General features: G+C 67.3%; 23 protein-coding genes. 9 read left to right on the top strand and 14 right to left on the bottom strand.

The genetic code is table 11. From position 1 onward, the window contains the following. Positions 1–135 precede the first annotated feature (135 nt). Positions 136–1,902 carry an arginine--tRNA ligase gene (gene argS, locus ACWGRX_RS00500; protein ID WP_452115980.1) on the bottom strand — a complete coding sequence of 589 codons (1,767 nt, stop codon included), beginning with the start codon at positions 1,900–1,902 and terminating at the stop codon, positions 136–138. A 58-nt stretch (positions 1,903–1,960) separates the two neighbouring features. Then, on the bottom strand, positions 1,961–3,199 hold the full coding sequence (locus ACWGRX_RS00495; protein ID WP_291648926.1) for a deoxyguanosinetriphosphate triphosphohydrolase: 1,239 nt from the start codon (positions 3,197–3,199) through the stop codon (positions 1,961–1,963). A gap of 115 nt (positions 3,200–3,314) precedes the next feature. Here ACWGRX_RS00495 and ACWGRX_RS00490 point away from each other — a divergent pair, with 115 nt between their 5' ends. Then, the gene (locus tag ACWGRX_RS00490; RefSeq protein WP_291638707.1) at positions 3,315–3,665 is read left to right on the top strand and encodes a HesB/IscA family protein; all 351 of its coding nucleotides are present in this window, start codon (positions 3,315–3,317) and stop codon (positions 3,663–3,665) included. A gap of 7 nt (positions 3,666–3,672) precedes the next feature. Here ACWGRX_RS00490 and ACWGRX_RS00485 read toward each other — a convergent pair whose 3' ends face one another. From ACWGRX_RS00485 to ACWGRX_RS00475, 3 genes are all read right to left on the bottom strand, one after another. Continuing rightward, the gene (locus tag ACWGRX_RS00485) at positions 3,673–4,710 is read right to left on the bottom strand and encodes an HD-GYP domain-containing protein (RefSeq protein WP_452115979.1); all 1,038 of its coding nucleotides are present in this window, start codon (positions 4,708–4,710) and stop codon (positions 3,673–3,675) included. A gap of 118 nt (positions 4,711–4,828) precedes the next feature. Then, entirely contained in the window at positions 4,829–5,506 is a 678-nt protein-coding gene (locus tag ACWGRX_RS00480) for an HPP family protein (protein ID WP_452115978.1), read from the bottom strand. A 218-nt stretch (positions 5,507–5,724) separates the two neighbouring features. Continuing rightward, positions 5,725–6,339, bottom strand: coding sequence for a cold-shock protein (locus ACWGRX_RS00475; protein WP_452115977.1), 615 nt, complete (start codon positions 6,337–6,339; stop codon positions 5,725–5,727). A 370-nt stretch (positions 6,340–6,709) separates the two neighbouring features. Here ACWGRX_RS00475 and ACWGRX_RS00470 point away from each other — a divergent pair, with 370 nt between their 5' ends. Beyond that, positions 6,710–8,041, top strand: coding sequence for an oxygenase MpaB family protein (locus ACWGRX_RS00470; protein WP_452115976.1), 1,332 nt, complete (start codon positions 6,710–6,712; stop codon positions 8,039–8,041). Positions 8,042–8,084: 43 nt separating this feature from the next. Here the strand turns inward: ACWGRX_RS00470 and ACWGRX_RS00465 are convergent, their stop codons facing one another. Then, the gene (locus ACWGRX_RS00465; RefSeq protein WP_452115975.1) at positions 8,085–8,840 is read right to left on the bottom strand and encodes an SIR2 family NAD-dependent protein deacylase; all 756 of its coding nucleotides are present in this window, start codon (positions 8,838–8,840) and stop codon (positions 8,085–8,087) included. Between the two features lie 118 nt (positions 8,841–8,958). Here ACWGRX_RS00465 and ACWGRX_RS00460 point away from each other — a divergent pair, with 118 nt between their 5' ends. After that, a complete protein-coding gene (locus ACWGRX_RS00460) occupies positions 8,959–10,143 on the top strand; it encodes an aminotransferase (protein ID WP_452115974.1) in 1,185 nt (394 codons plus the stop codon). A 17-nt stretch (positions 10,144–10,160) separates the two neighbouring features. Then, the gene (locus ACWGRX_RS00455; RefSeq protein ID WP_452115973.1) at positions 10,161–10,580 is read left to right on the top strand and encodes a lysozyme inhibitor LprI family protein; all 420 of its coding nucleotides are present in this window, start codon (positions 10,161–10,163) and stop codon (positions 10,578–10,580) included. A gap of 4 nt (positions 10,581–10,584) precedes the next feature. Here the strand turns inward: ACWGRX_RS00455 and ACWGRX_RS00450 are convergent, their stop codons facing one another. Together ACWGRX_RS00450 and ACWGRX_RS00445 are read right to left on the bottom strand one after the other, a co-directional pair. Beyond that, positions 10,585–11,787 (bottom strand): ABC transporter substrate-binding protein, encoded by a 1,203-nt coding sequence (locus ACWGRX_RS00450; RefSeq protein ID WP_452115972.1) that lies wholly within the window; start codon positions 11,785–11,787, stop codon positions 10,585–10,587. Between the two features lie 58 nt (positions 11,788–11,845). Further along, on the bottom strand, positions 11,846–12,784 hold the full coding sequence (locus tag ACWGRX_RS00445) for an alpha/beta fold hydrolase (RefSeq protein ID WP_452115971.1): 939 nt from the start codon (positions 12,782–12,784) through the stop codon (positions 11,846–11,848). 87 nt (positions 12,785–12,871) lie between these two features. On the opposite strand from ACWGRX_RS00445, the gene ACWGRX_RS00440 reads away from it, so the two are divergent. Continuing rightward, the gene (locus ACWGRX_RS00440; protein WP_452115970.1) at positions 12,872–13,381 is read left to right on the top strand and encodes a MarR family winged helix-turn-helix transcriptional regulator; all 510 of its coding nucleotides are present in this window, start codon (positions 12,872–12,874) and stop codon (positions 13,379–13,381) included. A 24-nt stretch (positions 13,382–13,405) separates the two neighbouring features. Here the strand turns inward: ACWGRX_RS00440 and ACWGRX_RS00435 are convergent, their stop codons facing one another. Continuing rightward, positions 13,406–13,783, bottom strand: a complete 378-nt coding sequence (locus ACWGRX_RS00435; protein ID WP_452115969.1) for a hypothetical protein — start codon at positions 13,781–13,783, stop codon at positions 13,406–13,408. 183 nt (positions 13,784–13,966) lie between these two features. On the opposite strand from ACWGRX_RS00435, the gene ACWGRX_RS00430 reads away from it, so the two are divergent. Continuing rightward, positions 13,967–14,956, top strand: a complete 990-nt coding sequence (locus ACWGRX_RS00430) for a VOC family protein (RefSeq protein WP_452115968.1) — start codon at positions 13,967–13,969, stop codon at positions 14,954–14,956. A gap of 129 nt (positions 14,957–15,085) precedes the next feature. Here the strand turns inward: ACWGRX_RS00430 and ACWGRX_RS00425 are convergent, their stop codons facing one another. Then, positions 15,086–16,615: a UxaA family hydrolase gene (locus ACWGRX_RS00425; RefSeq protein ID WP_452115967.1), complete on the bottom strand. Its 1,530-nt coding sequence runs from the start codon at positions 16,613–16,615 to the stop codon at positions 15,086–15,088. A 166-nt stretch (positions 16,616–16,781) separates the two neighbouring features. Here ACWGRX_RS00425 and ACWGRX_RS00420 point away from each other — a divergent pair, with 166 nt between their 5' ends. Beyond that, the gene (locus tag ACWGRX_RS00420; RefSeq protein ID WP_291638693.1) at positions 16,782–16,940 is read left to right on the top strand and encodes a hypothetical protein; all 159 of its coding nucleotides are present in this window, start codon (positions 16,782–16,784) and stop codon (positions 16,938–16,940) included. Positions 16,941–16,959: 19 nt separating this feature from the next. On the opposite strand, the gene ACWGRX_RS00415 is transcribed toward ACWGRX_RS00420, so the two are convergent. Both ACWGRX_RS00415 and gnd read right to left on the bottom strand, forming a co-directional pair. Continuing rightward, positions 16,960–17,487: a gluconokinase gene (locus tag ACWGRX_RS00415; protein WP_452115966.1), complete on the bottom strand. Its 528-nt coding sequence runs from the start codon at positions 17,485–17,487 to the stop codon at positions 16,960–16,962. Between the two features lie 4 nt (positions 17,488–17,491). After that, a complete protein-coding gene (gene gnd, locus ACWGRX_RS00410) occupies positions 17,492–18,478 on the bottom strand; it encodes a phosphogluconate dehydrogenase (NAD(+)-dependent, decarboxylating) (RefSeq protein ID WP_291638691.1) in 987 nt (328 codons plus the stop codon). Positions 18,479–18,732: 254 nt separating this feature from the next. Between gnd and ACWGRX_RS00405 the strand changes: the two genes are divergently transcribed. Then, positions 18,733–20,568 carry a monovalent cation:proton antiporter-2 (CPA2) family protein gene (locus ACWGRX_RS00405; RefSeq protein WP_452115965.1) on the top strand — a complete coding sequence of 612 codons (1,836 nt, stop codon included), beginning with the start codon at positions 18,733–18,735 and terminating at the stop codon, positions 20,566–20,568. A gap of 278 nt (positions 20,569–20,846) precedes the next feature. Here ACWGRX_RS00405 and ACWGRX_RS00400 read toward each other — a convergent pair whose 3' ends face one another. Further along, the gene (locus ACWGRX_RS00400; protein WP_452115964.1) at positions 20,847–21,137 is read right to left on the bottom strand and encodes a hypothetical protein; all 291 of its coding nucleotides are present in this window, start codon (positions 21,135–21,137) and stop codon (positions 20,847–20,849) included. 5 nt (positions 21,138–21,142) lie between these two features. Continuing rightward, the gene (locus tag ACWGRX_RS00395) at positions 21,143–22,153 is read right to left on the bottom strand and encodes a 1-aminocyclopropane-1-carboxylate deaminase (protein ID WP_452115963.1); all 1,011 of its coding nucleotides are present in this window, start codon (positions 22,151–22,153) and stop codon (positions 21,143–21,145) included. A gap of 156 nt (positions 22,154–22,309) precedes the next feature. Here ACWGRX_RS00395 and ACWGRX_RS00390 point away from each other — a divergent pair, with 156 nt between their 5' ends. Continuing rightward, positions 22,310–22,774: an Lrp/AsnC family transcriptional regulator gene (locus tag ACWGRX_RS00390; RefSeq protein ID WP_291639360.1), complete on the top strand. Its 465-nt coding sequence runs from the start codon at positions 22,310–22,312 to the stop codon at positions 22,772–22,774. The last annotated feature ends 161 nt before the right edge of the window (positions 22,775–22,935 follow it).

Genomic DNA, 22,935 nt, shown 5'->3' with positions numbered 1-22,935 from the left:
CGCGGTCAATCTGACGAAAGCCCGGCCAGCCTGCCTTCCGGCACGCCCAACCAATCCCGCTCCCGCATCGATCCCGGCAGACGCTGGCCGGATCTTCTGATCCGCAGGGCGCCCGAGGCGACGGGGGCAGACCCGTCAGCGCATCTCTTCCGGCGCCGCCACACCGACGACCGCCAGACCGGAAGCAAGGACGCTGCGCACCGCATGCACGAACGCCAATCTTGCTGCGGTCGACTTTCGATCAGTTTGATTAACGAACCGTAATTGCGGCGAGTCTTTGCCCTTGTTCCAGAGCGAGTGGAAGGCGCTCGCCAGTTCGTGGACGAAGAAGGCGACACGATGAGGCTCGTGTGACGAAGCCGCGGCATCGATCATCCTCGGATAGGCGGCGATCATCTTGACGATGCCGATCTCCGACTCGTCGGTGAGCAGCCCGAGATCGGCCTGCGCCAGCCCCTGCGGCGAGAGATCGAGGTCCGGGAAGGCTTCCTTCGCCTGACGGAAGATCGAGGCGCAGCGCGCATGGGCATACTGGACGTAGAATACCGGGTTGTCCTTCGACTGCTCGACGACCTTGGCGAGGTCGAAGTCGAGCGTCGCGTCGTTCTTGCGGAAGATCATCATGAAGCGCACCGCGTCGCGGCCGACCTCGTCGATGACCTCGCGCAGGGTGACGAAGTCGCCGGAGCGCTTCGACATGCGGACCTGCTCGCCATTGCGCAGCAGCCGCACGAGCTGGCAGAGCTTGACGTCGAGCGCGCCCTCCCCGCTCGTCACCGCCTTCACCGCCGCCTGCATGCGCTTGACATAGCCGCCATGGTCGGCGCCCCAGACGTCGATCATCTCGGCGAAGCCGCGCGTGAACTTCGAGCGGTGATAGGCGATGTCGTTGGCGAAATAGGTGTAGCTGCCATCCGACTTCAGCAGCGGCCGGTCGACATCGTCGCCGAATTTGGTGGCGCGGAACAGGGTCTGCTCGCGATCCTCCCAGTCCTCGTCCTTCTGGCCTTTCGGCGGCGGCAGGCGGCCCTCATAGATCAGGTCTCGGGCCCGCAGATCCTCGATCGTCTGGTGCACGGCATCGGCATTGCCGTCCCGACCCTGCAGCGAGCGCTCCGAGAAGAAGACCTCGTGAACGACGCCGAGCGCGGCGAGATCGTCGCGGATCATCGCCATCATGCCGTCGATCGCCGCCTGGCGCACGGTCGGCAGCCAGTCCCATTCGGCCTTGCCGAGCAGCGCCGGCCCGTGCTCGCGCGCCAGCGCCTCGCCGACCGCGACGAGATAATCGCCGGGATAGAGCCCTTCGGGGATCGCACCGATCTCCTCGCCCAGCGCCTCGCGATAGCGCAGGAAGGCCGAGCGGGCGAGAACGTCGACCTGCGCGCCGGCGTCGTTGATGTAGTATTCGCGGGTGACATCGTGACCGGCGAAAGCGAGCAATGCCGACAGGGCATCGCCGAAGACCGCGCCGCGGCCATGGCCGACATGCATCGGCCCGGTCGGATTCGCCGAGACATATTCGACATTGATCTTCGGCTCAGGCTTCGGCCGGCCGCGGCCATGCTCGGCTCCGGCGAGCACCGCCGATTTCAGAACCGCGGTGAACACGGCGGGCTGCAGCGTAATGTTGATGAAGCCCGGCCCGGCGATCTCGGCCTTGAGGACATCGGCGTCCTTGGCGAGTTCGGCGACGATCAGCTCGGCGAGCGCGCGCGGCGCCATGCCGGCCTCCTTGGCGAGCACCATGGCGGCGTTGATCGCAAGATCGCCATGGGCCGGATCCTTCGTCGGCTCGACCACGACCCGCGCCAGCGAAAGCCCGGCGGGGATGCGGCCGGCCTCCGCCATTCCGGAGAGGATGGCGGCGAGGCGCGCGGAGAAAGTCTCGAAAATATTCATGGCGACCAGCGATTTTCGACGGAGATTGATGGATTTCGAAGGATTGACCGGCCCGGCCCTATCGCAGCGACGGAGTGGCGTCAAACAGCCGGCGATGCTCGCCGAGCGCGTAGGAGTCGGTCATCCCGGCGATATAGTCGGCGATCCGGCGGGCCCGGCGGGCCTCGTCCAGCGTCGCGCAGTCCGCCGACCATTCGCCCGGCATCGCCTCCGGCGTGGCGTTGAACCGGTCGAACAGGTCGCGCACCACATCGGCCGCCTGCTGGCGGATCACCTTGATGCGCGGGTGGCGATACATGTTCGGATAGAGGAAGCCCTTGATCGCCTTGTCGGCCGCCGCGATCCGCTCAGAGAAGGCGACGACCGGCGCCCCGGCCCGGCGGATCGCATCGACATCGGCCGGAGCGAGCGCCGCGATCAGAGCCTCGGAATGGCCGATCACGTCCTCGACGAAGCGGGTGATGACACGGCGCACCAGCTCGTTGGTCGCGCGCGGCTTTTCGAGCCCCGGATGCAGCCTCTCGATCTCGTCGAGCAATCCGGCGAGGAAGGGCACCGCGCGCAGTTCCGCGAGCTCGAACATGCCGGCGCGCAGCCCGTCATCGATGTCATGGGCGTTGTAGGCGATGTCGTCGGCGAGCGCCGCCGCCTGCGCCTCGGCCGAGGCGTGCGTGGCGAGCCAGAGATCCTGCTTGGCCTGATATTCGACGATCGCCGCCGGGATGCCCGTCGCGGCATAGCGCGGCACCGGCCGGCCATCGGCTTCGACCAGCGGGCCGTTGTGCTTGACCAGCCCCTCGAGCGTCTCCCAGGTCAGGTTCAGCCCGTCGAAGCCGGCATAGCGCCGCTCCAGCCGCGTCACGATCCGCAGGGTCTGGGCATTGTGATCGAAGCCGCCGAAATCCTTCATGCATTCGTCGAGCGCATCCTCGCCGGTATGGCCGAAGGGCGTGTGGCCGAGGTCGTGCGCCAGCGCCAGCGCCTCGGCGAGGTCCTCGTCGAGGCCGAGCGCCCGGGCGAGCGCGCGGGCGATCTGAGCCACCTCGATCGAATGGGTCAGCCGGGTGCGGAAATGATCGCCCTCATGCGAGACGAAGACCTGGGTCTTGTGCTTCAGCCGACGGAAGGCGGTGGAATGGATGATGCGGTCGCGATCGCGCTGGAAGGGGTTGCGCGTCGCGGAACCCGGCTCCTCGACCAGCCGGCCACGGCTCGTGGCGGTCCGGCAGGCATAGACGGCGCGCCAGCGATCGCCCGGCTCGCGCGGCGGATGAAGCGGATCTTGTGCTGGCGCCATGTTCGCTCGCTCGATGTTCGCTCGCTGCTTGGCTGCCCACCGGTGGAGGCGGCTTGAACGGGCGCAGGCTGGCCATTACCTTTGCGGGCGAGGCAGGAGCAAGGATGTTCTGCGCATGACGACCGCAATCGAGGCCAATCCGCGCGCGATCTCGCTGACCGACAAGGCGGCGGGGCGCATCGTCGCGGTCATGGCCAAGGAGCCGCCGGGCTCGATGCTGCGTGTCAGCGTCGCCGGCGGCGGCTGCTCGGGTTTCCAATATGTCTTCGACATCGACCAGGAGAAGGCGCCGGGCGACATCGTGATCGAGCGCAGCGGCGCGACCGTGCTCATCGACGAGACCTCGGTCGACCTGCTCGAAGGCTGCACGATCGATTTCGTCGACGACCTCGTCGGCCAGTCGTTCAAGATCACCAATCCGAACGCCACCGCCTCCTGCGGTTGCGGCACGTCCTTCGCGCTCTAAAGTCCGGTCAGTTCGGCAGAATGACCTGCCGGAAGGCGCGCAACAGATCGGGATCGAGCTTGCCGGTCATCGCCGCCAGGGTGCCGTAGGCCTGCTCGGGCGCCATCGGCGCCTTGTAGGAGCGCCGCTCGATCAGCGCCGCATAGACGTCGCAAATGGTGATCATCCGCACCAGATCGGAGATCTCGTCGGCACGCAGGCCGCGCGGGTAGCCGGAGCCGTCGAGATATTCGTGATGGCTATAGGCGGCGTCGACGACCTCGCGCTCGAAACCGCCCTGCCTGCGCAGCATCTCGTAGCCGACCTGCGGATGCTCGCGCACGATCCGCATCTCCTCCGTCGTCAGCGCGCCCGGCTTGTGCAGGATGGCGAGCGGGACGCGCGCTTTGCCGACATCGTGCAGAAGCGCCGCTCCGGTCACCAGCCGGCGCGCAGTTTCGGGAAAGCTGAGCCGCTCGGCGAAGGCAGCGGCAAGGCCGGCGACCAGCAGGCAATGCTGATAGGTGGCATCGTCATGGCTCCAGACCATGTCGAGCCAGGCGCCGAGATCGCGCTGGTCGGCGGCGCGATTGATCGCCTCGATGCCGCCGTCGAGCGCCGCGGGGGACAGAGCATCGCCCCTCGCCGCCCGCTCCAGCATGTCGGCTACGACGACCGAGGCCGCGACGAATTGCTGCTGCACCGGCTGCGAATCCCCGCCGCCATTGAGCATCCGTCCGACCTCGCCGAGCAGGACCTTGGCCGGCGCATCGGCCGAGAGCACGGCACTGGCGCCAATCGCATTGGCCTGCACGGCCGTCCGTGGCGAGGGGTCGCGCAGCAGGCACAGGAACGGAGTTCCGGCACTTCTATGGCTGGCGAGTGTGCGCCGTACCGCCTCGACCGAGGCACGGTTGGACAGGTCGACATCGCTGATCAGCAAATGCCGCGACGCCGGCCGCACAGCCACCGGCCGGTTCAGGTCGACCACGGCGCAAGGTCCCCACAGCGACAGCAGCCGGTCGAGCTTGTGAGATTGTTCTGGGCGGTCGGTGATCAGTAGCACGGTGATCGGCATATCCTTGCAACGAGATCACCTTAGCCCCGGTTCCCTGAGACCGGATGAAACGGAATCGTTCAAATTTTTCGTTTCGCCTCGAAAAATCCGAGCCGAGCGAAATCCCTCATGACCGCAGGGCCTGTCTGCGCATCGCGCTCGCCTCGGCATATTGCAGCAGCAGGTCGAGATCCTCGCGGGCGATGTCGAAGGAATCGCCCATCTGCGCCAGGGCCTCATCGATGTCGGAGGGGCTGAACGTCGCCGACGGCTCCGCCTGAGGCGGCGCATGGCCGGCCGCCATGTGACGATGTGGATAGCTGCGGCGCGTGAGGCCGTGGAAGGCAACGCCGAGCGCGACCAGCGAGAGCGAGCACAGCCCGACCGGCACGAAGGGGAACAACAGCCCCCACTCCATGACGACCGGCCCGCCGAGCACGGCGGTGAGCGCGACTGCGCCACCTGGTGGGTGCAGCGAGCGCGTCAGCGACATCGCCGCGATGGCGAGCGCAACGGCCAGCGCAGCCGCGATCGTCAGGTCAGGCACGGCCCAGCCGGCGGCGAGCCCCACGAAGGCGGAGATCACGTTGCCACCGATCACCGGCCAGGGCTGCGCAAGCGGACTCGCCGGTACCACGAAGACCAGGACCGCCGAAGCACCGATCGGCGCCAGGACGAGCGGTGCATGGACGGGGAAGGCAAAGCCGGCCGCGGCGGTGAGCGCGATCGCGGCAAACACGCCGGCGCAGGCCGCAGTGCGCTCGGCCAATGTCGCGCCAGCCAGGATAGGGTGGAATAGCTTCACGGCCGGCTCTCCGGAGCAGCCCTCCCGACCAGCCGGTCGCGCGAGGCAGCCCCCACTTTCAGTATCGGGCCGCCTCTATAATATGCATTGCGCACAATTCAACGGAAATTTAGGTATTTCACGGGGATTTACGTTAATTATTCAGTCATGCTGCCGTGGATGTCCGGCGCGCAACGAAAAAAGGCGCCCGAAGGCGCCCTTCCAGGAGATTTTTCTTCTCAATGCGAGCTGGGTGGCCCGCCCTGCTCGAGCCTGATCTCGGCGGCCATCAGCCCTTTCGGCCCCGGCCCATAGCGAACCAGAACCGTCTGGCCGGGAATCAGCTCGACGATACCGTAGCGGCGCAGCGTCTCCATATGGACGAAGATGTCGGGCGCGCCCTCGCCGGCCGAGACGAAGCCGAAGCCGCGCAGCCGGTTGAACCATTTCACCACCATGCGCTCGAGCCCGCTGGTCGGTGTCACCGAGGCATTGGTGCGCGGCATCGGCATTTCAGCCGGATGGCGCCCGGCGGAGGTGTCGATCGAGAGCACCCGGATCGCTTGGCGACCGCGCGCCTTGGCGACCACTTCGAGAACGATGCGCGCGCCTTCGGCGATGGCGTTGAAGCCGTCGCGCTTCAGAATCGTGACATGGACGAGGATGTCGCTGCCGCCGTCTTCCGGCACGACGAAGCCGTAGCCCTTGCTGACGTCGAACCATTTGACGTAGCCCGCCAGCTCGACGCCTGCATCGACGAAGCCAGCCTCGGGGCCGTCGAGCCGCACGACCCGGTTGAGCGATTGGATCGGTCCGAGTGGGGGCCTCCCACCATCGCCGTACTCGTCGGACATGTGCCGCTCATCTCCGATGCGAAATCTGATTCGTCTTGCGACGATAGCACCGCAGCGGACTCGCGAAACAGCGCCAACCCTTTCATCCACATGATCGAGGCCGAAAATATACTGGGATGGCCGCCCTCGGGCCGGCCTTCGCCCCTATGGTCGACGGCTCGCTCGGACTCCGCCGCGACAGGCGAAATGCCGGCGCGACGCAGCGCCAGGCTCGTGGTCGCAGGCCGACAACCACCCGCATCGTCGAGGCTGCGCGCCGGCCGTCACGACCAGAAACGTTGGGTAAGCCCAGGTTAAGCGCGGCTGCCTATGGTGCGCCCACGTGGCTCCGGGTGGCCGCTGTGAAACGGCTCCAAGCGGGATGAGCGGAATGTACAAGCAGCAGATTTGGGATCAGGTGCGGTCGCAGGCGGATGTGACGCCCTCGATCTACGGAGCCGTGGACTTCGATGCCCTGCCTGAGCGCTTCGCCGGCGCGGCCAGCGATCCCAACGAGCTGCGAACCGCAACCGAGGCCGAGCGCGCGCAGCTTCTGGCCGATGACGGCCTGATGACACTGGTCCGCGCCTACACCTTCATGGGCGACCGCGTGGCCGATCCCTATGCCGCGCTGATACCGGAACATGGCTTCAAGCGGCTGATCGAGATGCTCGACCAGGCCTGCCGGCACGGCATCGCTTCCGTCCCTGACGCCCCGCCGCAACTGCGCGACTTCATCGCGGCGATGGAGACCGTGCCCGACTGGCTCGACATGGCCCTGGTCGAGGAAGGCGCGCGTATCGAGCGCGCACCCATGGCGATCATGAGCCCGATCGCCATCCGCGCCGCCTTCATCGCGACCTTCATGAACCGCTACGCCGCGCTTCCGATGGCGCTGACAGGGACTCTCTCCAACGAAAGCGCCGCAAGGCGCGTCAAGGAGACGGCGACATTCTTCGCGACCTCGGTGCTGCCCGGAGCGCTCGCCCGCAATGGCGAGGGCTTCCGTGCGGCGGCGATGGTCCGCCTGATGCACTCGATGGTACGCTTCAACGCCATGCGCAAGGGCCGCTGGGACGTCTCGGTCTACGGTATTCCGATCCCGCAGGTCGATCAGATGCCGGCCGGTCTCATCGGAGTCACCATGATGTCTGCGGGCATTCTGCGCGAAGGCCGCAGCGAGTTCACGCCGGAGGAGCGCGCCCGCGTCGAGCTCAGCCGCTATCGCTGCTATCTGCTCGGCCTGCCCGAGGCGCTGCTGGGAACGACGCCGAAGGAGATCGTGACGCTGATGGCCGCGAGCCTGGCGACATTGCGTTCGGGCTTCGACGACGAGACCTGCGGCAACCTGCTGCGCGCGACGATCGGCGCCTACCTCCCGGCGGACGAGTCCCTCCCGTCGCGCATTTTCGACCGCGTAGAGAAAGGCTTCTCGAAGGTGTTCTTCGTCAAGAACTATGCGGGCGGGGACAAGGCGAAGGCTGCGAGCATGGGCGTGGTTCCGGGCGCGCTGGACAAGGCCTGCTACGGCATCGCCACGGCAGTCGCAGGCAGCCGCATGCTGGCCTACAAGCTCGCCATGAACATCCCGATGCTCTCGGCTGCAGTGGATCGGCGTCTCGTCGCGATCATCCGCAAGCAGCTCGCCGCCTGGGGGCATGCCCATTTCACGACGGATGCGTCGGCCTATCGGCCGAATGCGGCGACGCGCAGTCCAAGCTGAGGCGAGGAGCGCCGGCCTGACGCCGCGTGCCGGCCGCGGCCGTTCAGTTCGCCAGCCGCGCCAGCGCCACGCCGATCTCAGCCCGCACCACGAGATCGGCAATCGGGTCGAGCTCGGTGGGCTCGCGGTTGAGGATGACGAGCTTGGCGCCGTTGCGCTTGGCGACGACCGGGAAGCTCGCCGCCGGGAACACGACGAGCGACGAGCCGGCGACGAGATAGAGATCGGCCGAAAGCGTCATATCCTGGGCGCGTAGCATCTGCCGCTGCGGCATCTGCTGGCCGAAGGAGATCGTCGCGGCCTTCACCACGCCGCCGCAGATCAGGCAGTCCGGCGGCTCGCCCGAGGCCTCGAATACCTGGCGGATCGCCGCCAGCTCATGGCGCCAGCCGCAGCTGAGGCAGGTCGCATAGGTGCCGTTGCCGTGCAGCTCGATCACCGCCTCCTCGGCGATGCCCGAGGCCTGGTGCAGCCCGTCGATGTTCTGGGTGATCACGCCGGGCGAGCGGCCTTCCGCGACCAGCGTCGCCAGCGCGCGATGGCCGCGATTGGGCCTGGCGTCCGGGCAATGATCGTCCATCACGAACTTGCGCCGCCAGGCCTCGACCCTGGCCTCGCGGCTGTGGACGAACACATCGAACGGGATCGGCTTGTTGATCATCCAGGGCGAGCCCGGCGAACGGAAATCGGGCACGCCCGATTCGGTCGAGATGCCGGCGCCGGTGAAGGGGACGATCACCCGGGCGCGGTCGAGCATCGCATGCAGTTCCGCGATCGCATCCTGTGTCTCTTCATCCATGCCGCCGGGCTCCGGATCGTCATTGCTTTCCGGCGAATATGGCGGTGTGCGTCCCGCGCTCCAAGACCACCGGATCGTGGGCGTTGACGGCAGGCCGTCGCCGCCGCAAAGCTCGGCCATGCCTTCGCCGTCCCCCACCCCGCTGAACCCCGATCTCATCGACACCGCGACCCCGCCGATTCCCGAGGCGCAGGGCTGGGCACGAGCCTATGACGGCCGCAGCGGCCCGCTGATCGACCTGTCGCAGGCCGTGCCGGGCTCGCCACCGCCCGCGGCGCTGCTGGAGCGCCTCGCCGAGGCGGCCGGCCGGCCCGACCAGACCCGCTACGGCGCCATCACCGGCGACCTTGCCTTGCGCGAGGCCTATGCCGCCGAGACCAGCACCTTCTATGGCGCGCCGATCTCGCCGGAGGAGATCGCGATCACGGCCGGCTGCAACCAGGCCTATGTCGTAACGATGATGGCGGTGGCCCGGGCCGGCGACAATGTCCTGCTGCCGACGCCCTGGTACTTCAATCATGAGATGACGCTGAACATGCTCGGCGTCGAGCCGCGCCCGCTGCCCTGCGATCCCGCGCAGGCCTTCGTGCCCGATATCGCGACCGCCGAGAGCCTGATCGACGAGCGCACCCGCGCCATCGTGCTAGTGACCCCGAACAACCCGACCGGCGCGGTTTATCCGCCTGCCACCATCGCCGCCTTCGCCGCGCTCTGCCGCCGGCGCAATATCTGGCTCGTACTCGACGAGACCTATCGCGATTTCCTGCCGGACGGGGCTGGCCGCTCGCATGAACTCTTCGCCGCAAGCGACTGGCGTGATTCGCTGATCGGCCTCTACAGCTTTTCCAAGGCCTATGCGGTTCCCGGCTGGCGGCTCGGCGCGATCACCGCCGGCACCGATGTGCTGGCGCAGATCGGCAAGGTGCTCGACTGCATCCAGATCAGCCCCGTCCGGGCCGGTCAGGGCGCCATCGCCTGGGGCATCGACGGCATCCGTGCCTGGCGCGAGGCCAACCGCAGCGAGATCAACGCACGGGCCGGGCTGTTCCGCCGGGCGATGGCGCCGCTCAACGGCTGGAATGTCCTCGCAGCCGGTGCCTATTTCGCCTATCTCGCCCATCCCTTCGAAGGTGTTCCCGCAGCCGAGGTCGTCCGCCGTCTGGTGCAGGAGCGCGGCGTGCTCGCTTTGCCCGGCCCTTATTTCGGCCCCGGACAGGAGCGACATCTGCGCATCGCCATCGCCAATGTCGGAGCCGACCGGCTCGGCGAGCTCGGCGACAGGCTGCAGGGCTTTTCGCTCTGACGACGGGGAGATCCTTGATGGCGTGGAAGAACCGAGGAGCCGGGCATCTGCTCGCCGCCGCCCTGCTCTGCGCCCCCGCTGCAGCCGGCGCCCAGGATGGCGCGTCCCAAGGCAGCTCCTCGCCAGCCTACAAGGCCTGCATGGACAAATCCGGCGGCGTCACCGTCGCCATGCTCGACTGCGGCAACGCCGAATACGTCAGGCTCGACGCGGCCCTCAACGCCGCCTATCGCGCGGCGACGAACGGGCTCGAACCGGCGCAGCGCCACCTGCTGCGCGACGCCCAGCGCGCCTGGCTCGGCTATCGCGATTCGAGCTGTTCCTTCATGTCCCGGCTCGGCGACCGCGGCACCATGGCCGCGCTCACCGATCAGAGCTGCCTGATGCAGGTCACCGCCGAACGCACACGCTGGCTCAAGGACCTCGCCCCGCTCTGAGGGCTCAGCCCTTCACTGCCGGGCAGCGGCTTTCCGACAGCGGCCAGACCGTCTCGGAGGGCTCGATCTTGCGCACGATCTCGAAATAGTCCCACGGCCCCTTCGAATCCGCCGGCTTCTTGACCCGGGCGAGATACATCTCGCGCAACACACGGCCGTCGGCGCGGATCGTCGCGTCCCTGGTGAAAGCGTCGTTGATCGGCATCGCCCGCATCGCGGCGGCGACCTTGTCGGGATCGTCGGTGCCGGCCTGTTTCACCGCCTTGAGATAATGCAGCACCGAGCCGTAGACGCCGGCATGCAGCATGGACGGCATCATGCCCGCTTTCTCCATGAATTGCTTCGACCAGGCGCGCGAGGGCTCGTCGAGATCCCAGTAGGAGGCCGTCGTCAGATAGGTCCCCTGCGTCGCCTTGAGGCCGAGGCTGTGGACGTCCTGCAGGAAGAAGATCAGCGCCGCGAGGTTCTGGCCCTGCTCTACCAGGCCGAACTCGCCGGCCTGCTTGATCGCGTTGACGGTGTCGTTACCGGCATTGGCGATACCGACGACCTTGGCGCCGGAGGACTGCGCCCGCAGCAGGAAGGAGGAGAAATCGGCATTGTTCAGCGGGTGCCGCACCGAGCCGACGACCTTGCCGCCATTGGCCTCGACGACATCGGTCGCGTCCTTCTGCAGCTGATGGCCGAAGGCATAGTCGGAGGCCAGCATGAACCAGGAGGTGCCGCCCGCCTTGACCACGGCCGAGGCGGTGCCGCGCGCCACGCCATAGGTGTCGTAGGTCCAGTGGAAGCCATAGGGCGAGCACTGCTCATTGGTCAGCGCCGTCGTGCCGGCGCCGGAATACATCACGATCCGCTTCTTCTCGCGGGCAAGCGACTGCAGCGCCAGCGCCACCGCCGAATTGGGAACGTCGACGACGGCGTCGACCTTGTCGACGTCGAACCATTGCCGGGCGATCGAGGTGCCGACATCGGCCTTGTGCTGATGGTCGGCGGCGACGATCTGGATCGGCTTGCCGAGCACGGTCGCGCCGAATTCCTTCAGCGCCAGCTCGGCCGCGATCACCGAGCCCTTGCCGCCGATGTCGGCGGTCACACCGCCCATATCCGTCAGCACGCCGATCTTCACGACATCGTCGCTGACCTGCGCCAGCGCCGGCAGAGTGGCAAGCGCCAGCATGGCGCCGCCCAACAGTAGCGACCGCATCACATTCCTCCCGATCTCGTTGTCCGGCCGGCTGCGACGTGCGCCGGCGCTCTTCGCGTCAAAGACCCTTGGCCTCCAGCCAGGCGACGATCAGGGCCGCGATCTCGTCGCTGTTGTCCTCGCACATCGGCATATGGCCGTTGCCGGTGATGCCGCGCTCCGGCAGCCAGACGAATTCGGCGCCGAGATAGCGGGCCGTCGCTTCGTCGACCGCGCGCGGATGGCGCGGGTCCGTATCGCCGGTGACGATCAGGATCGGATGGGCCGAAAGTGCCGCGGGATTCCCGATCCGCAAGCCCTTACCACCGATATTGAAGCGCTCGTTCATCAGTCGGGCGCTCTCGGGCACGATCGAACGCCGATAGGCCTCGAAGGCCTGTTTCGGGAAACGTTCGGAATTCGCCCAATAGGCCCGCATGAATTCGGGTGGGATGAAGAGCGGCTTGTCCTCCTCGACGCGGACCGGGCAGCCCAGACTCTCATCGTCCCTGAGCTTCGCCACCGCCTCGGCATCATCGGGTAGCTCCGGCAGGAGATTTGCAGGCCCGCCCGGCGCGACGCCGACGATTCCCGCGACCGCCCCCGGCGCCTTCTCGGCGATCCACCAGGCCATCGGCCCGCTCGCCGAATGCACCAGCAGCACCGCGGGGCCGATCTCCTCCAGCAGGCGCTGCAGGCTGGTCGCGATCTCGACGCTCGACAGGGTGGCGAAGTCCGGCCGCATCGGCGAGCGACCATGGCCCGGCCAATCCGGCACGAAGACCTCGCGGCCGTAAGACGCGAAGGCATGCGCCCAGCCGGGCCGACCATCGGGGGTCGTAAGGTAACAGGCGCCGGTATGGCCGCCGCCATGGACGAGCACGATGGGCAGGCGCCCGGCCCCGGCCGCACCGAGCCGGTCGACATAGATCGGATGGGCATCACTACCCGAATAGAAGCATTGCCGTTGCAGCGCGCGCGAAAGCGCCTGCCGCCCTGTGGCACCAGCCTGGTCCATCGCCTCCTCCCGGCGCGGCAAGGCCGTGCCATCTGTTGCCGAGGATGCTAGGACCGGCTCATGGCGCGCGCAACAAAAAAGTCCAATGTGAGACTAATTCAACAGGACGAGTCCATCGGGCTGGACGCCGCGCAGCGGCGCGCCATCCTGGACGGGACCGCGATCCCGACCGCCTACAAGATCGGCTACGTCCTGAACTTCTATCGCGAGCCCTCCTTCCGCATGATCGAGACGGAGTTCGGGCTGACCCGGCCGGAGATCGTCATCCTGATCTTCCTGACCGTGCGCGACGGCGCGAGCGCGAGCGAGTTCTGCGAGTTCTCCGGCCATCTCAAGGCGAGCGTCAGCCGCGCCGTGATCCTGCTCGACAAGAAGAAGCTGATCCGCCGGGAGCCCGATCCGGCCGACAACCGCCGCCAGCTGCTCTATCTCACGCCCGAGGGCCGGGCGCTCTACGAGCGCTACATCCCGATGCTGCAGGCGCGGGAGGCGGCAATGCTCGCCTGCCTCGATCCCGGCGAACGGGCGCAGCTCGGCAAGCTGCTCGACAAGCTCGCGACCCATGTCCCGGAATGGGGCTCCGCCTCCGATCTCTGACCGGAGGCAAAGCCTCGGACGTCGTCAGCGCAGCAGCGCCGCATAGCGCCCGCGATAGGCGAAGACGAGCAGCGCGCCGCAGATGGCGACGATCGCCGCGACCGGCATGCCCTGCGGGTTGAGCTCGGCATGGAACAGCACGATCACCGTCATCACCGGCGCGATCAGCGCCAGCCCGAGCGCCGGCGCGATGTTGAGCAGCAGCAGGAGCCCGCCGACCAGATTCACGCTCTTCAGCAGCGGCAGGAAGAATTTCGCCTGCTCCAGCGAGCGTTCCCAGGCGAGGCCGATTTCCGTCACCGGCGGATGGATCAGGTGGTTGCCGGTCGCCAGATACCAGAAGCCGTCGGCGGCGCTGACCAGGAAGAGCAGGCCAAGGGCGGTCCGGGGCAGAGTGACCATCAGAAAATTGCGCATTGTCGGGGGTCTGTGTCCGTTGTGATGCGCCGGACCAATGCCGGCCCGGCTGCATTGCGACCGCCTGAGCGGATTTTGCCCCTCTCTCGTGCTTGTGACATGCATTCCGCCGCGAAGAATGCTCTGCACGGCCGCAGCGGCGATGCGCCGCGAGCGGAATGGATGACGATGACGATTGAACTGACCCGGCGGAAATTGTTGCGACTGGCCGGAACGGCCTCGCTCGCCATGGCCGCCGTCGCGGCGGCACGGGCGGAAGCTACGCCGGCAGCCGGCACGGGCACGATCGCGGCCACCGCCCCGGGCTTTGCCGGCAGCACGCCGATCCGCTGCGGCGCCATCGGCCTGCGCGTACGCGATCTCGACCGCATGAGCCGCTACTACCAGTCCGTGCTCGGCCTCGCCGTCATCTCGGCCAGTGCGGATGGCGTCACGCTCGGGGCGGGCGGCGTCCCCCTCGTCTCGATGGAGGCGCGGCCGCAGGCGCAGTATGAGTCGCGCAACGCCGCCGGCCTGTTCCACACCGCCTTCCTGATGCCGTCGCGCCGCGATCTCGCGCGCTGGCTCGTGCATGTCGCCCGCAACCAGACGCCTCTTACCGGTTTCGCCGACCACAGCGTCAGCGAAGCCGTCTATCTCGACGATCCCGAAGGCAACGGCATCGAGGTCTATGCCGATCGCGATCCGCGCCTCTGGCGCTGGGAGGGCGAGCGCGTCGTCATGGGCACGCACCGGCTCGACGTCGACGGCATCCTCAGCCTGACCGAGACCAGCCGCAGCGACTATGAGGCAGCGCCCGCCGGGCTGCGCATCGGCCATATGCATCTGCGCGTCGGCGACATCCAGCAGTCCGAGAGCTTCTACCGCGACGCCATCGGCCTCGATTCGACATCGCGGCGCGACACGGCGAGCTTCCTCTCCTCAGGGCGCTATCACCACCATGTCGCGCTCAACACCTGGAACAGCGCCGGCGCCGGTAGCCGCGACCGGGCGACGACCGGCCTCGACTGGTTCTCGCTGGAGGTCGCCGATCCTGCTCTGCTCGCAGCGCAGCGCGAGCGCATGGCCAGCGCCGGCTTCACGCCGTCGAATATCGATCGCGGCTTCGAGAGTACCGATCCCTGGGGGACGCGGCTCAGGCTGGTGGGTTTAGCCTGAACCGTCATGCTCGCCCTTGTGGCGAGCATCCACGTCTTGAACAGAGCCTTCGACCAGCGAAGACGTAGATGGTCGGGACAAGCCCGACCATGACGAGCGAGGTGTCAGCCGCGGCCGAGGGCCGCCCGCTCACATCGTCGCGCCGATCTGCCAGGGCACGAATTCGGCGTCGCCATAGCCGAGCTGCTCGGATTTGGAGCGCTCGCCCGAGGCGATCTTCAGCAGCCTGTCGAAAATCTCGCGGCCCTTTTCCTCGAGCGTCACGCCGTCGAGCACGTCGCCGCAATTGATGTCCATGTCGTCGATCATCTTCTCGTAGATCGGCGTGTTGGTGGCGAGCTTCACCGAAGGCGTCGGCTTGCAGCCATAGGCCGAACCGCGGCCGGTGGTGAAGGCGAGGATGTTGGCACCGCCGGCGACCTGCCCGGTCGCCGCCACCGGGTCGTAGCCGGGCGTGTCCATGTAGACAAAGCCCTTGGTCCGGACCGGCTCGGCATAGTGGTAGACCGCCGAGAGCGTCTTGGTGCCGCCCTTGGCCGCGGCGCCCAGCGACTTCTCCAGGATGGTGGTCAACCCGCCCGCCTTGTTCCCCGGCGAGGGGTTGTTGTTCATGCTCATCCGGGCGCGCTCGGTGTAGTCCTCCCACCATTTGATGATGCCGACGAGCTTCTCGCCGACCTCGCGAGTGGCGGCGCGGCGGGTGAGCAGATGCTCGGCGCCATAGATCTCCGGCGTCTCGGAGAGGATCGCGGTACCGCCATGCTCGACCAGGATGTCGACGGCGGCGCCCAGCGCCGGATTGGCGGTGATGCCGGAATAGCCGTCAGAGCCGCCGCATTGCAGGGCCAGCATCAGCTCGGAAGCCGGGACGGTCTCGCGCACCGCCTGGTTGGCGATCGGCAGCATGGTCTTCAGCGCCTCGACGCCGGCGGCGACCGACTTCTTCGTGCCCCCGGTCTCCTGGATCGTCATGGTGCGGAAGATGTCGCTTTCTTCGACGCCATAGGCCTCCTTCATGCGCTTGATCTGGAAGCCCTCGCAGCCGAGGCCGACGACCAGAACTGCCGCCATGTTCGGGTTGCAGGCGTAGCCCCAGGTGGTGCGCTTCAAGACCTCGAAGCTCTCGCCGTTATAGTCGATGCCGCAGCCGGTGCCGTGGGTCAGCGCGATCACGCCGTCGACATTCGGATAGTCGGCGAGGATGCCGGAGCGCTTGACCTCCTCGGCCATGAAGCGCGCGGCCGAAGCCGAGCAGTTCACCGAAGTGAGGATGCCGACATAATTGCGCGTGCCGGCGCGCCCATCCTTGCGACGGAAGCCCTGGAAGGTCGCCTGCTGCTCGACCGGCAGCACGAATTCCTTCTTCGCCTCGGCGGCATAGGCATAGTCGCGCTCGAAGGCGTGGAAGCCGGTATTGTGCTCGTGCACCCATTCGCCCGGCGGAATGTCGAGGGTGGCGAAGCCGATGATCTGGCCGAACTTGCGGATCGGCTCGTCCTTGGCGATCGGCACCAGCGCGATCTTGTGGCCGCGCGGGATGCGTTTCAGCGCCGTGACCCCGGCGGCGCTGACGCCCGCATCGATCGGATCGACGGCGACCGCGACATTGTCGGCGGCGTTGAGCTTGAGCGTGCGCGGCGGAATGGCTTTGTCGAGCATGATCTCTGGACCTTGGGCTGGCGGCTTTTTTATCTTGCCCAAGCATCGCGCCGAAGGCGTCAGTTTTCAATCGGTTGAAACTAGGAGCCGCCTTGCAGCGCGCGCCGGACGAGCGCAAGCTGCCCTTCGGGCGGGATATGCCCGTCCGATGGTGGCGGAGGCTTCCGTGCACAGCATCGATCGTTCGCCGGCGCCGCTGCTGGCGCTGATCCTGGCCTATCTCCGGCACAGGCTCGCGCTGCTCGCCGCCTCGCTCAGGCCGCGCCACCGCGCCAGGGACATAGCGGCGCTGACCGCGCTGGACAGCGCACCGCCGGGTGGCTAGCCGGGTCCCGGGGCAAGCGTCACCCGAGCCTCAACTCCCGCACCACCTGCGCGACGATCGCCTCCTTGCTGGCCTCGACCTGGACCACGAGCGGCTTCTCGTCCGCGCCCGGCTCCTCCAGCGTCGCGAACTGGCTGTCGAGCAGGGCCGGCGGCATGAAATGGTGCTGCCGCGCCGCCATGCGCTGGCCGATCAGCTCGCGCGAGCCCCTGAGATAGACCAGCGTGACGTCGGGCCGGTCGCCGACGATCACCTCGCGATAGGCTCTCTTCAGCGCCGAGCAGGTGACGATGCCGTTGCCGCCGTTGGTCCGCAGATCGTCGATCCAGGCCGCGATCGCCGCCAGCCAGGGCTTGCGGTCCTCGTCGGTCAGCGGCGTTCCGCTCGACATCTTGGCGACGTTCTCAGGCGGATGGAACGAGTCGGCGTCGCGGAAGGACCAGCCGAGCCGCTCCGCCAGGCGCTCGCCGAGCGAGGTCTTGCCGGAGCTCGCGACACCCATGACGACGATGACGGCAGGCTTGCCGGCGCTGTCCGAGACGCTCATTCGCTCAGCCCTGCTTCTTCGGCTCGACATGGCCGCCGAAGCCGGCCCGCATGGCGGAGAGGATCTTCTCGGCGAAGGTATGGTCCTTGCGCGAGCGGAAGCGGGTGTAGAGCGAGGAGGTCAGCACCTCGGCCGGGGTCGCGGTCTCGACCGCCGCCTGCACCGTCCAGCGCCCCTCGCCGGAATCCGAGACATGGCCGGAATAGGCACCGAGCTCTTCATCCGCCGCCAGCGCCTCGGCGGTCAGGTCGAGCAGCCAGGAGGTCACCACCGAACCGCGCCGCCAGACCTCGGCGATCTCCGCGACATCGAAATCGAAGCCGTATTCCTCGGGCAGGCCCTCCTTGGCGGAGGCGTTGCGCATGAGGTCGAACCCCTCGGCGAAGGCCTGCATCATCCCGTACTCGATGCCGTTATGGACCATCTTGACGAAATGCCCGGCCCCGGCCGGGCCGCAATGCAGATAGCCCTGCTCGGCCGTCGGATTGCGGCCTTCGCGATGGCGGGTCGGCTCGATCTCGCCCTTGCCCGGCGCCAGCGCCTGGAAGATCGGCTCCAGCCGGTCGAAGATGCCCTTGTCGCCGCCGATCATCAGGCAGTAGCCGCGCTCGAGCCCGTGCACGCCGCCGGAGGTACCGATGTCGAGATAGTGCAGCCCCTTGGCCGCGAGCTCGCGCCCGCGCCGGACATCGTCCTTCCAGAAGGCGTTGCCGCCGTCGATCAGCGTATCACCCGGCTCCAGCATGCCGGCGAGCTCGGCGAGCGTGCCCTCGGTGATCTCGCCGGCCGGCAGCATCACCCAGATCGCCCGCGGCGCCTGAAGCTTGCCCACCATCTCCCTGAGATCGCCGACATTGACGGCGCCGTCCTTGGCAAGCGCCGCGCCCGGCTTCGGATCGCGGTCATAGACGACGCAATCATGCCCGGCGCGGTGCAGCCGCCGGACGATATTGGCTCCCATCCGGCCGAGGCCGACCACTCCAAGCTGCATCGCAAGCGCTCCTGCTGCCGGAACGAGCCGGCTTGGGGACGCTTCATGCCCCGATGCAGGGCTGCGGGCAAGCCGGGCGAGATCGCTGCGACGCCGGCCAATGACGCCGCAAGACGCCGCCCCGGCGGCGCGACGACATGCGTTCACCAGCTTTTGAGCGATCCGACACGCCATCGCGCGCTTGCCTAAACACCCAAGGCGCCTGCATTTTCGAGCAGGCGCACCTCCGCGTCGGCAGCGACAGCAGGAGCTTCATGGCAGCGCAGGGCTTTTCTCCGGAGCTGGTCCAGGCCGTCGGGCTTCTCGGCGCGGGCGTCATCGCGGTCCCGATCTTCCGACGGCTCAGGCTCGGTTCGGTCCTCGGCTATTTCGCCGGCGGCGTCCTGATCGGCCCCTCCGGGATCGGGCTGTTCCCGCATCCGGAAAGCGTGCTGCATCTCGCCGAGTTCGGTGTCGTGATGTTCCTCTTCATCATCGGGCTGGAGATGCAGCCGGCGCGGCTCTGGAATCTGCGCGGCGAGATCTTCGGCCTCGGTGTCGCGCAGGTCGGGCTCTGCGGCGCGCTGCTGACCGGCGTCGGAATTCTCGCCGGCCTTGCGCCGGTGGCGGCCTTCATCGCCGGCATGGGCTTCGTGCTCTCCTCCACCGCCGTCGTGATGCAGATGCTGAACGAGCGCGGCGAAGCCTCGACGCCGCATGGCCAGCAGGCCGTCTCGATCCTGCTGCTCGAGGACCTCGCCATCGTGCCGCTGCTCGCCATCGTCGCGGTGCTGGCGCCGGCCAAGGCGGCCGGCAGCGGCGGGCTGATGCCTCTTCTGATCGGCGCCGGCTCGCTCGTCGGCCTCGTCCTCGCCGGCAAATACCTGCTCAACCCGATGTTCCGCCTGCTCGCCAATGCCCAGGCCCGCGAGGTCATGACCGGCGCGGCGCTGCTTGTCGTGCTCGGCTCGGCGCTCGCCATGCAGCTCGGCGGGCTGTCCATGGCGATGGGCGCCTTCCTCGCCGGCGTGCTGCTCTCGGAATCGACCTTCCGCCACCAGCTCGAGGCCGATATCGAGCCGTTCCGTGGCCTGCTGCTCGGCATGTTCTTCCTGGCGGTCGGCATGTCGCTCGATCTCAAGCTGATCGCCCAGGAATGGCGGGTCGTCGCGCTCGGCGTCGCCTCCTTCATGCTGGTCAAGGCGGCCGGCATCTTCATCGTCGCCAAGCTGTTCCGCACCCGCACGCGCGATGCGATCACCCGCGTCGCCTTGTTCTCGCAGGGCGGCGAGTTCGCCTTCGTGCTCTACAGCGCCGCGACCGCAGCGGGCATCTTCGATGCGAAGGTCAACGCCATCACCAGCGCCGTCGTGATCCTGTCCATGGCGCTCACCCCGCTTGTCGTGCTGCTGATCGACCGTTTCATGCCGGCCGAGCGGGAATCGCTCGACGGCATCGACCACGCCGAGGGGCTGGAAGGGCGCGTGCTCGTCGTCGGCTTCGGCCGCTTCGGACAGGTGGCGAGCCAGGGCCTGCTCGCACGCGGCTTCAGCGTCTCGCTGATCGAGACCGATGTCGAGATGATCCAGGCCGCGGCGAGCTTCGGCTTCAAGGTCTATTACGGCGACGGCCGGCGCGCCGACATCCTGCACGCCTCGGGCGCCCATCATGCCGAGGCGATCCTGGTCTGCGTCGAGAACCGCGACACGGCCAACGCGATCGTGCGGGTGGCGCAGGCCGAGTTCCCGCATGCGAAGCTCTTCGTCCGCTCCTTCGACCGCGGCCATTCCATGGACCTGATCCGCGCCGGGGTGGAGTACCAGATCCGCGAGACCTTCGAATCCGCCATGGTCTTCGGCGGCGAGGTGTTGCGTGCGCTCGGCGTGCCGGAGGACGAGGTCGTCGAGATCGTAGAGGATGTCCGCCGCCGCGACGCCGAGCGGCTCGACCTCCAGGTCGCGAGCGACATCCATGCCGGCCAGGACCTGCTCCACGGCAACCAGCCGGTGCCCACCCCGCTGACCAAGCCGAAGACGGTCGGCACGGTCATCGGCGACCTGCCGGACGTGGCCATCGCCGGCATCGCCGCCGCGCGGCCGCCGTCGCCGTAAGGGAGGAAGGCCTCCAGCAATGCGGCCTTGGGGCTTGAAGGGGGATACCGGGCAGCTGATTCTTGATCAGCGGATCACACCGTCATGCTCGCCCTTGTGGCGAGCATCCACGTCTTGAACACCGTGCGGGCCGAAGGCAGACGTGGATGGTCGGGACAAGCCCGACCATGACGGCGACCTTCACCGAGCAAAAGTTGATTCCACCTCAACGCCTTGGCCGCCAAGCCTGAATCAAACTCTGAACCGGCACCGGATCACAGGACCCGGCACCGCCCCGGTCACGGAAACATCAGTGGCAGCGGCTCGGTCTGCCAGGTCGCGTCGAGCGCAAGCAGCCTGATGGCCGTCGAAGCGCCCCCTTCGCCAGCAGCCTCGGCGGCAAAACGTTCCGCCTCGCCCGCATCGGGGAAGCCGACCGCCAGCACGACGCTGGCGGGTGACACGCGGTCGCGGGCGACGAAGCTGAGCTTCGCCCGCTCGCGGAGCCCGAGCCGACCGATGCGCGCCAGCAGCGCCTCGCGCAGGTCGTCGCGGCCTGCCGCAATCTCACAGAGGACGAGCGCCTCCATGACGCTCAACCATTGCGGAAGGTGTAGCTGTAGCCGTTGATCGCCGGCACGCCGCCGAGATGGGCGTAGAGCACCTTCGATCCCGCCGGGAAGAAGCCCTTCTTCACGAGATCGATCATGCCCTGCATCGATTTCCCCTCATAGACGGGGTCGGTCATCATGCCTTCGAGCCGGGCCGAGAGGCGGATCGCTTGAAGCGTCTCCTGCGAGGGTACGCCATAGACCGGATAGGCGTAGTCCTCGTTCAGCACGATATCGTCGGCCGTGATCTGCTTGCCGCCGACGAGCTCGGAGGTCTTCTGTGCGATGTCGAGCACCTGCGCCCTGGTCTGCGCCGGTGTCGCCGATGCGTCGATGCCGACGACCTTGCGCTGGCGGCCATCCCTCGCGAAACCGACGACCATGCCGGCATGGGTCGAGCCGGTGACGGTGCAGACGACGATATAGTCGAACTTGAAGCCGAATTCGGCCTCCTGCGCCCTCACCTCCTCGGCGAAGCCGACATAGCCGAGCCCGCCGAGCTTGTGCACGGAGGCGCCGGCCGGGATCGCATAGGGCTTGCCGCCCTTGGCCTTCACATCCTCGAGCGCGTTTTCCCAGCTCGCCCGGATGCCGATGTCGAAGCCTTCGTCGACCAGCTCGACATGGGCGCCCATCACCCGCGACATCAGGATGTTGCCAACCCGGTCATAGACCGCATCCTCATGCGGCACCCAGCTCTCCTGCACCAGCCGGCACTTCATGCCGATCTTAGCGGCGGTCGCCGCGACCATGCGGGTGTGGTTCGACTGCACGCCGCCGATCGAGACCAGCGTGTCGGCGCCGGACGCGATCGCATCGGGGACGATGTATTCGAGCTTGCGCAATTTGTTACCGCCGAAGGCGAGGCCGGAATTGCAGTCCTCGCGCTTGGCATAGAGCTCGACCCCGCCGCCGAGATGCGCGGAGAGCCGCGACAGCTTCTCGATCGGCGACGGCCCGAAGGTCAGGGGATAGCGTTCGAATTTGGCGAGCATGGCGGGTTTCCCTTCTGAAATGGCCCGCAAACGCTAGCAAAACGCCCTTGAAAGGTGCTCCCGAACTTCGCGCCTGATTCTTCTGCTGCTTTCATAGTTTCGGCAATTTGATAGTCTCGAACGCTATTAGCAGCCGAAAAAACGGAAGAATCGTTCATGGAGGCCGAACTCGACAAAACCGACCTCAGAATCCTGCGCCTGCTGCAGGCCGACGGGCGCATGGGCAATGCCGAGATCGCCAAGCGCGTGAACACCAGCGCAGCCACCTGCCATCGCCGCATCCAGCGCCTGTTCGCGGAAGGATACGTCACCGGCGTGCGCGCGCAGATCGATCCGCACAAGGTCGAGAAGGGCACGCTCGCCATCGTCGGCGTGGTGCTCGACCGCTCGACGCCGGAAAGCTTCGGCCTGTTCGAGGAGGCGGTGAAGCAGCTCCCCGTCGTGCTCGACTGCCACATCGTCGCCGGCGATTTCGACTATTTCCTCAAGATCCGCGTGCGCGACCTCGCCGACTTCAACAAGCTGCACGCGAAGACGCTGCTGGCGCTGCCCGGCGTGCGCCAAACCCGCACCTTCTTCGTGATGAAGGAAGTGGTCGACAACGCGCCGCTGGAATTTTGAGGGGGGCGCACTGCCGAGCAGCTGACTCTGAATCAGCGGGGCAGGTCTCCGTCATGCTCGCCCTTGTGGCGAGCATCCACGTCTTGAACACGGCATTCTATCAGCCGGGCAAGACGTGGATGGCCGGGACAAGCCCAACCATGACGGAAAGCGATTCCGCC

This window comes from Allobosea sp. NPDC055594 (genome assembly GCF_053618995.1).
Note: the sequence above shows the minus strand (reverse complement) of the source record. Positions and strands in the feature narration are given on the sequence as shown.

Bases quoted from the DNA above. Each gene is read 5' to 3' on its own strand.
- argS (WP_452115980.1), bottom strand. From the start codon at position 1,902: ATGAATATTTTCGAGACTTTCTCCGCGCGCCTCGCCGCCATCCTCTCC.
- ACWGRX_RS00495 (WP_291648926.1), bottom strand. From the start codon at position 3,199: ATGGCGCCAGCACAAGATCCGCTTCATCCGCCGCGCGAGCCGGGCGAT.
- ACWGRX_RS00490 (WP_291638707.1), top strand. From the start codon at position 3,315: ATGACGACCGCAATCGAGGCCAATCCGCGCGCGATCTCGCTGACCGAC.
- ACWGRX_RS00475 (WP_452115977.1), bottom strand. From the start codon at position 6,339: ATGTCCGACGAGTACGGCGATGGTGGGAGGCCCCCACTCGGACCGATC.
- ACWGRX_RS00470 (WP_452115976.1), top strand. From the start codon at position 6,710: ATGTACAAGCAGCAGATTTGGGATCAGGTGCGGTCGCAGGCGGATGTG.
- ACWGRX_RS00465 (WP_452115975.1), bottom strand. From the start codon at position 8,840: ATGGATGAAGAGACACAGGATGCGATCGCGGAACTGCATGCGATGCTC.
- ACWGRX_RS00460 (WP_452115974.1), top strand. From the start codon at position 8,959: ATGCCTTCGCCGTCCCCCACCCCGCTGAACCCCGATCTCATCGACACC.
- ACWGRX_RS00455 (WP_452115973.1), top strand. From the start codon at position 10,161: ATGGCGTGGAAGAACCGAGGAGCCGGGCATCTGCTCGCCGCCGCCCTG.
- ACWGRX_RS00450 (WP_452115972.1), bottom strand. From the start codon at position 11,787: ATGCGGTCGCTACTGTTGGGCGGCGCCATGCTGGCGCTTGCCACTCTG.
- ACWGRX_RS00445 (WP_452115971.1), bottom strand. From the start codon at position 12,784: ATGGACCAGGCTGGTGCCACAGGGCGGCAGGCGCTTTCGCGCGCGCTG.
- ACWGRX_RS00435 (WP_452115969.1), bottom strand. From the start codon at position 13,783: ATGGTCACTCTGCCCCGGACCGCCCTTGGCCTGCTCTTCCTGGTCAGC.
- ACWGRX_RS00430 (WP_452115968.1), top strand. From the start codon at position 13,967: ATGACGATTGAACTGACCCGGCGGAAATTGTTGCGACTGGCCGGAACG.
- ACWGRX_RS00425 (WP_452115967.1), bottom strand. From the start codon at position 16,615: ATGCTCGACAAAGCCATTCCGCCGCGCACGCTCAAGCTCAACGCCGCC.
- ACWGRX_RS00415 (WP_452115966.1), bottom strand. From the start codon at position 17,487: ATGAGCGTCTCGGACAGCGCCGGCAAGCCTGCCGTCATCGTCGTCATG.
- gnd (WP_291638691.1), bottom strand. From the start codon at position 18,478: ATGCAGCTTGGAGTGGTCGGCCTCGGCCGGATGGGAGCCAATATCGTC.
- ACWGRX_RS00405 (WP_452115965.1), top strand. From the start codon at position 18,733: ATGGCAGCGCAGGGCTTTTCTCCGGAGCTGGTCCAGGCCGTCGGGCTT.
- ACWGRX_RS00400 (WP_452115964.1), bottom strand. From the start codon at position 21,137: ATGGAGGCGCTCGTCCTCTGTGAGATTGCGGCAGGCCGCGACGACCTG.
- ACWGRX_RS00395 (WP_452115963.1), bottom strand. From the start codon at position 22,153: ATGCTCGCCAAATTCGAACGCTATCCCCTGACCTTCGGGCCGTCGCCG.
- ACWGRX_RS00390 (WP_291639360.1), top strand. From the start codon at position 22,310: ATGGAGGCCGAACTCGACAAAACCGACCTCAGAATCCTGCGCCTGCTG.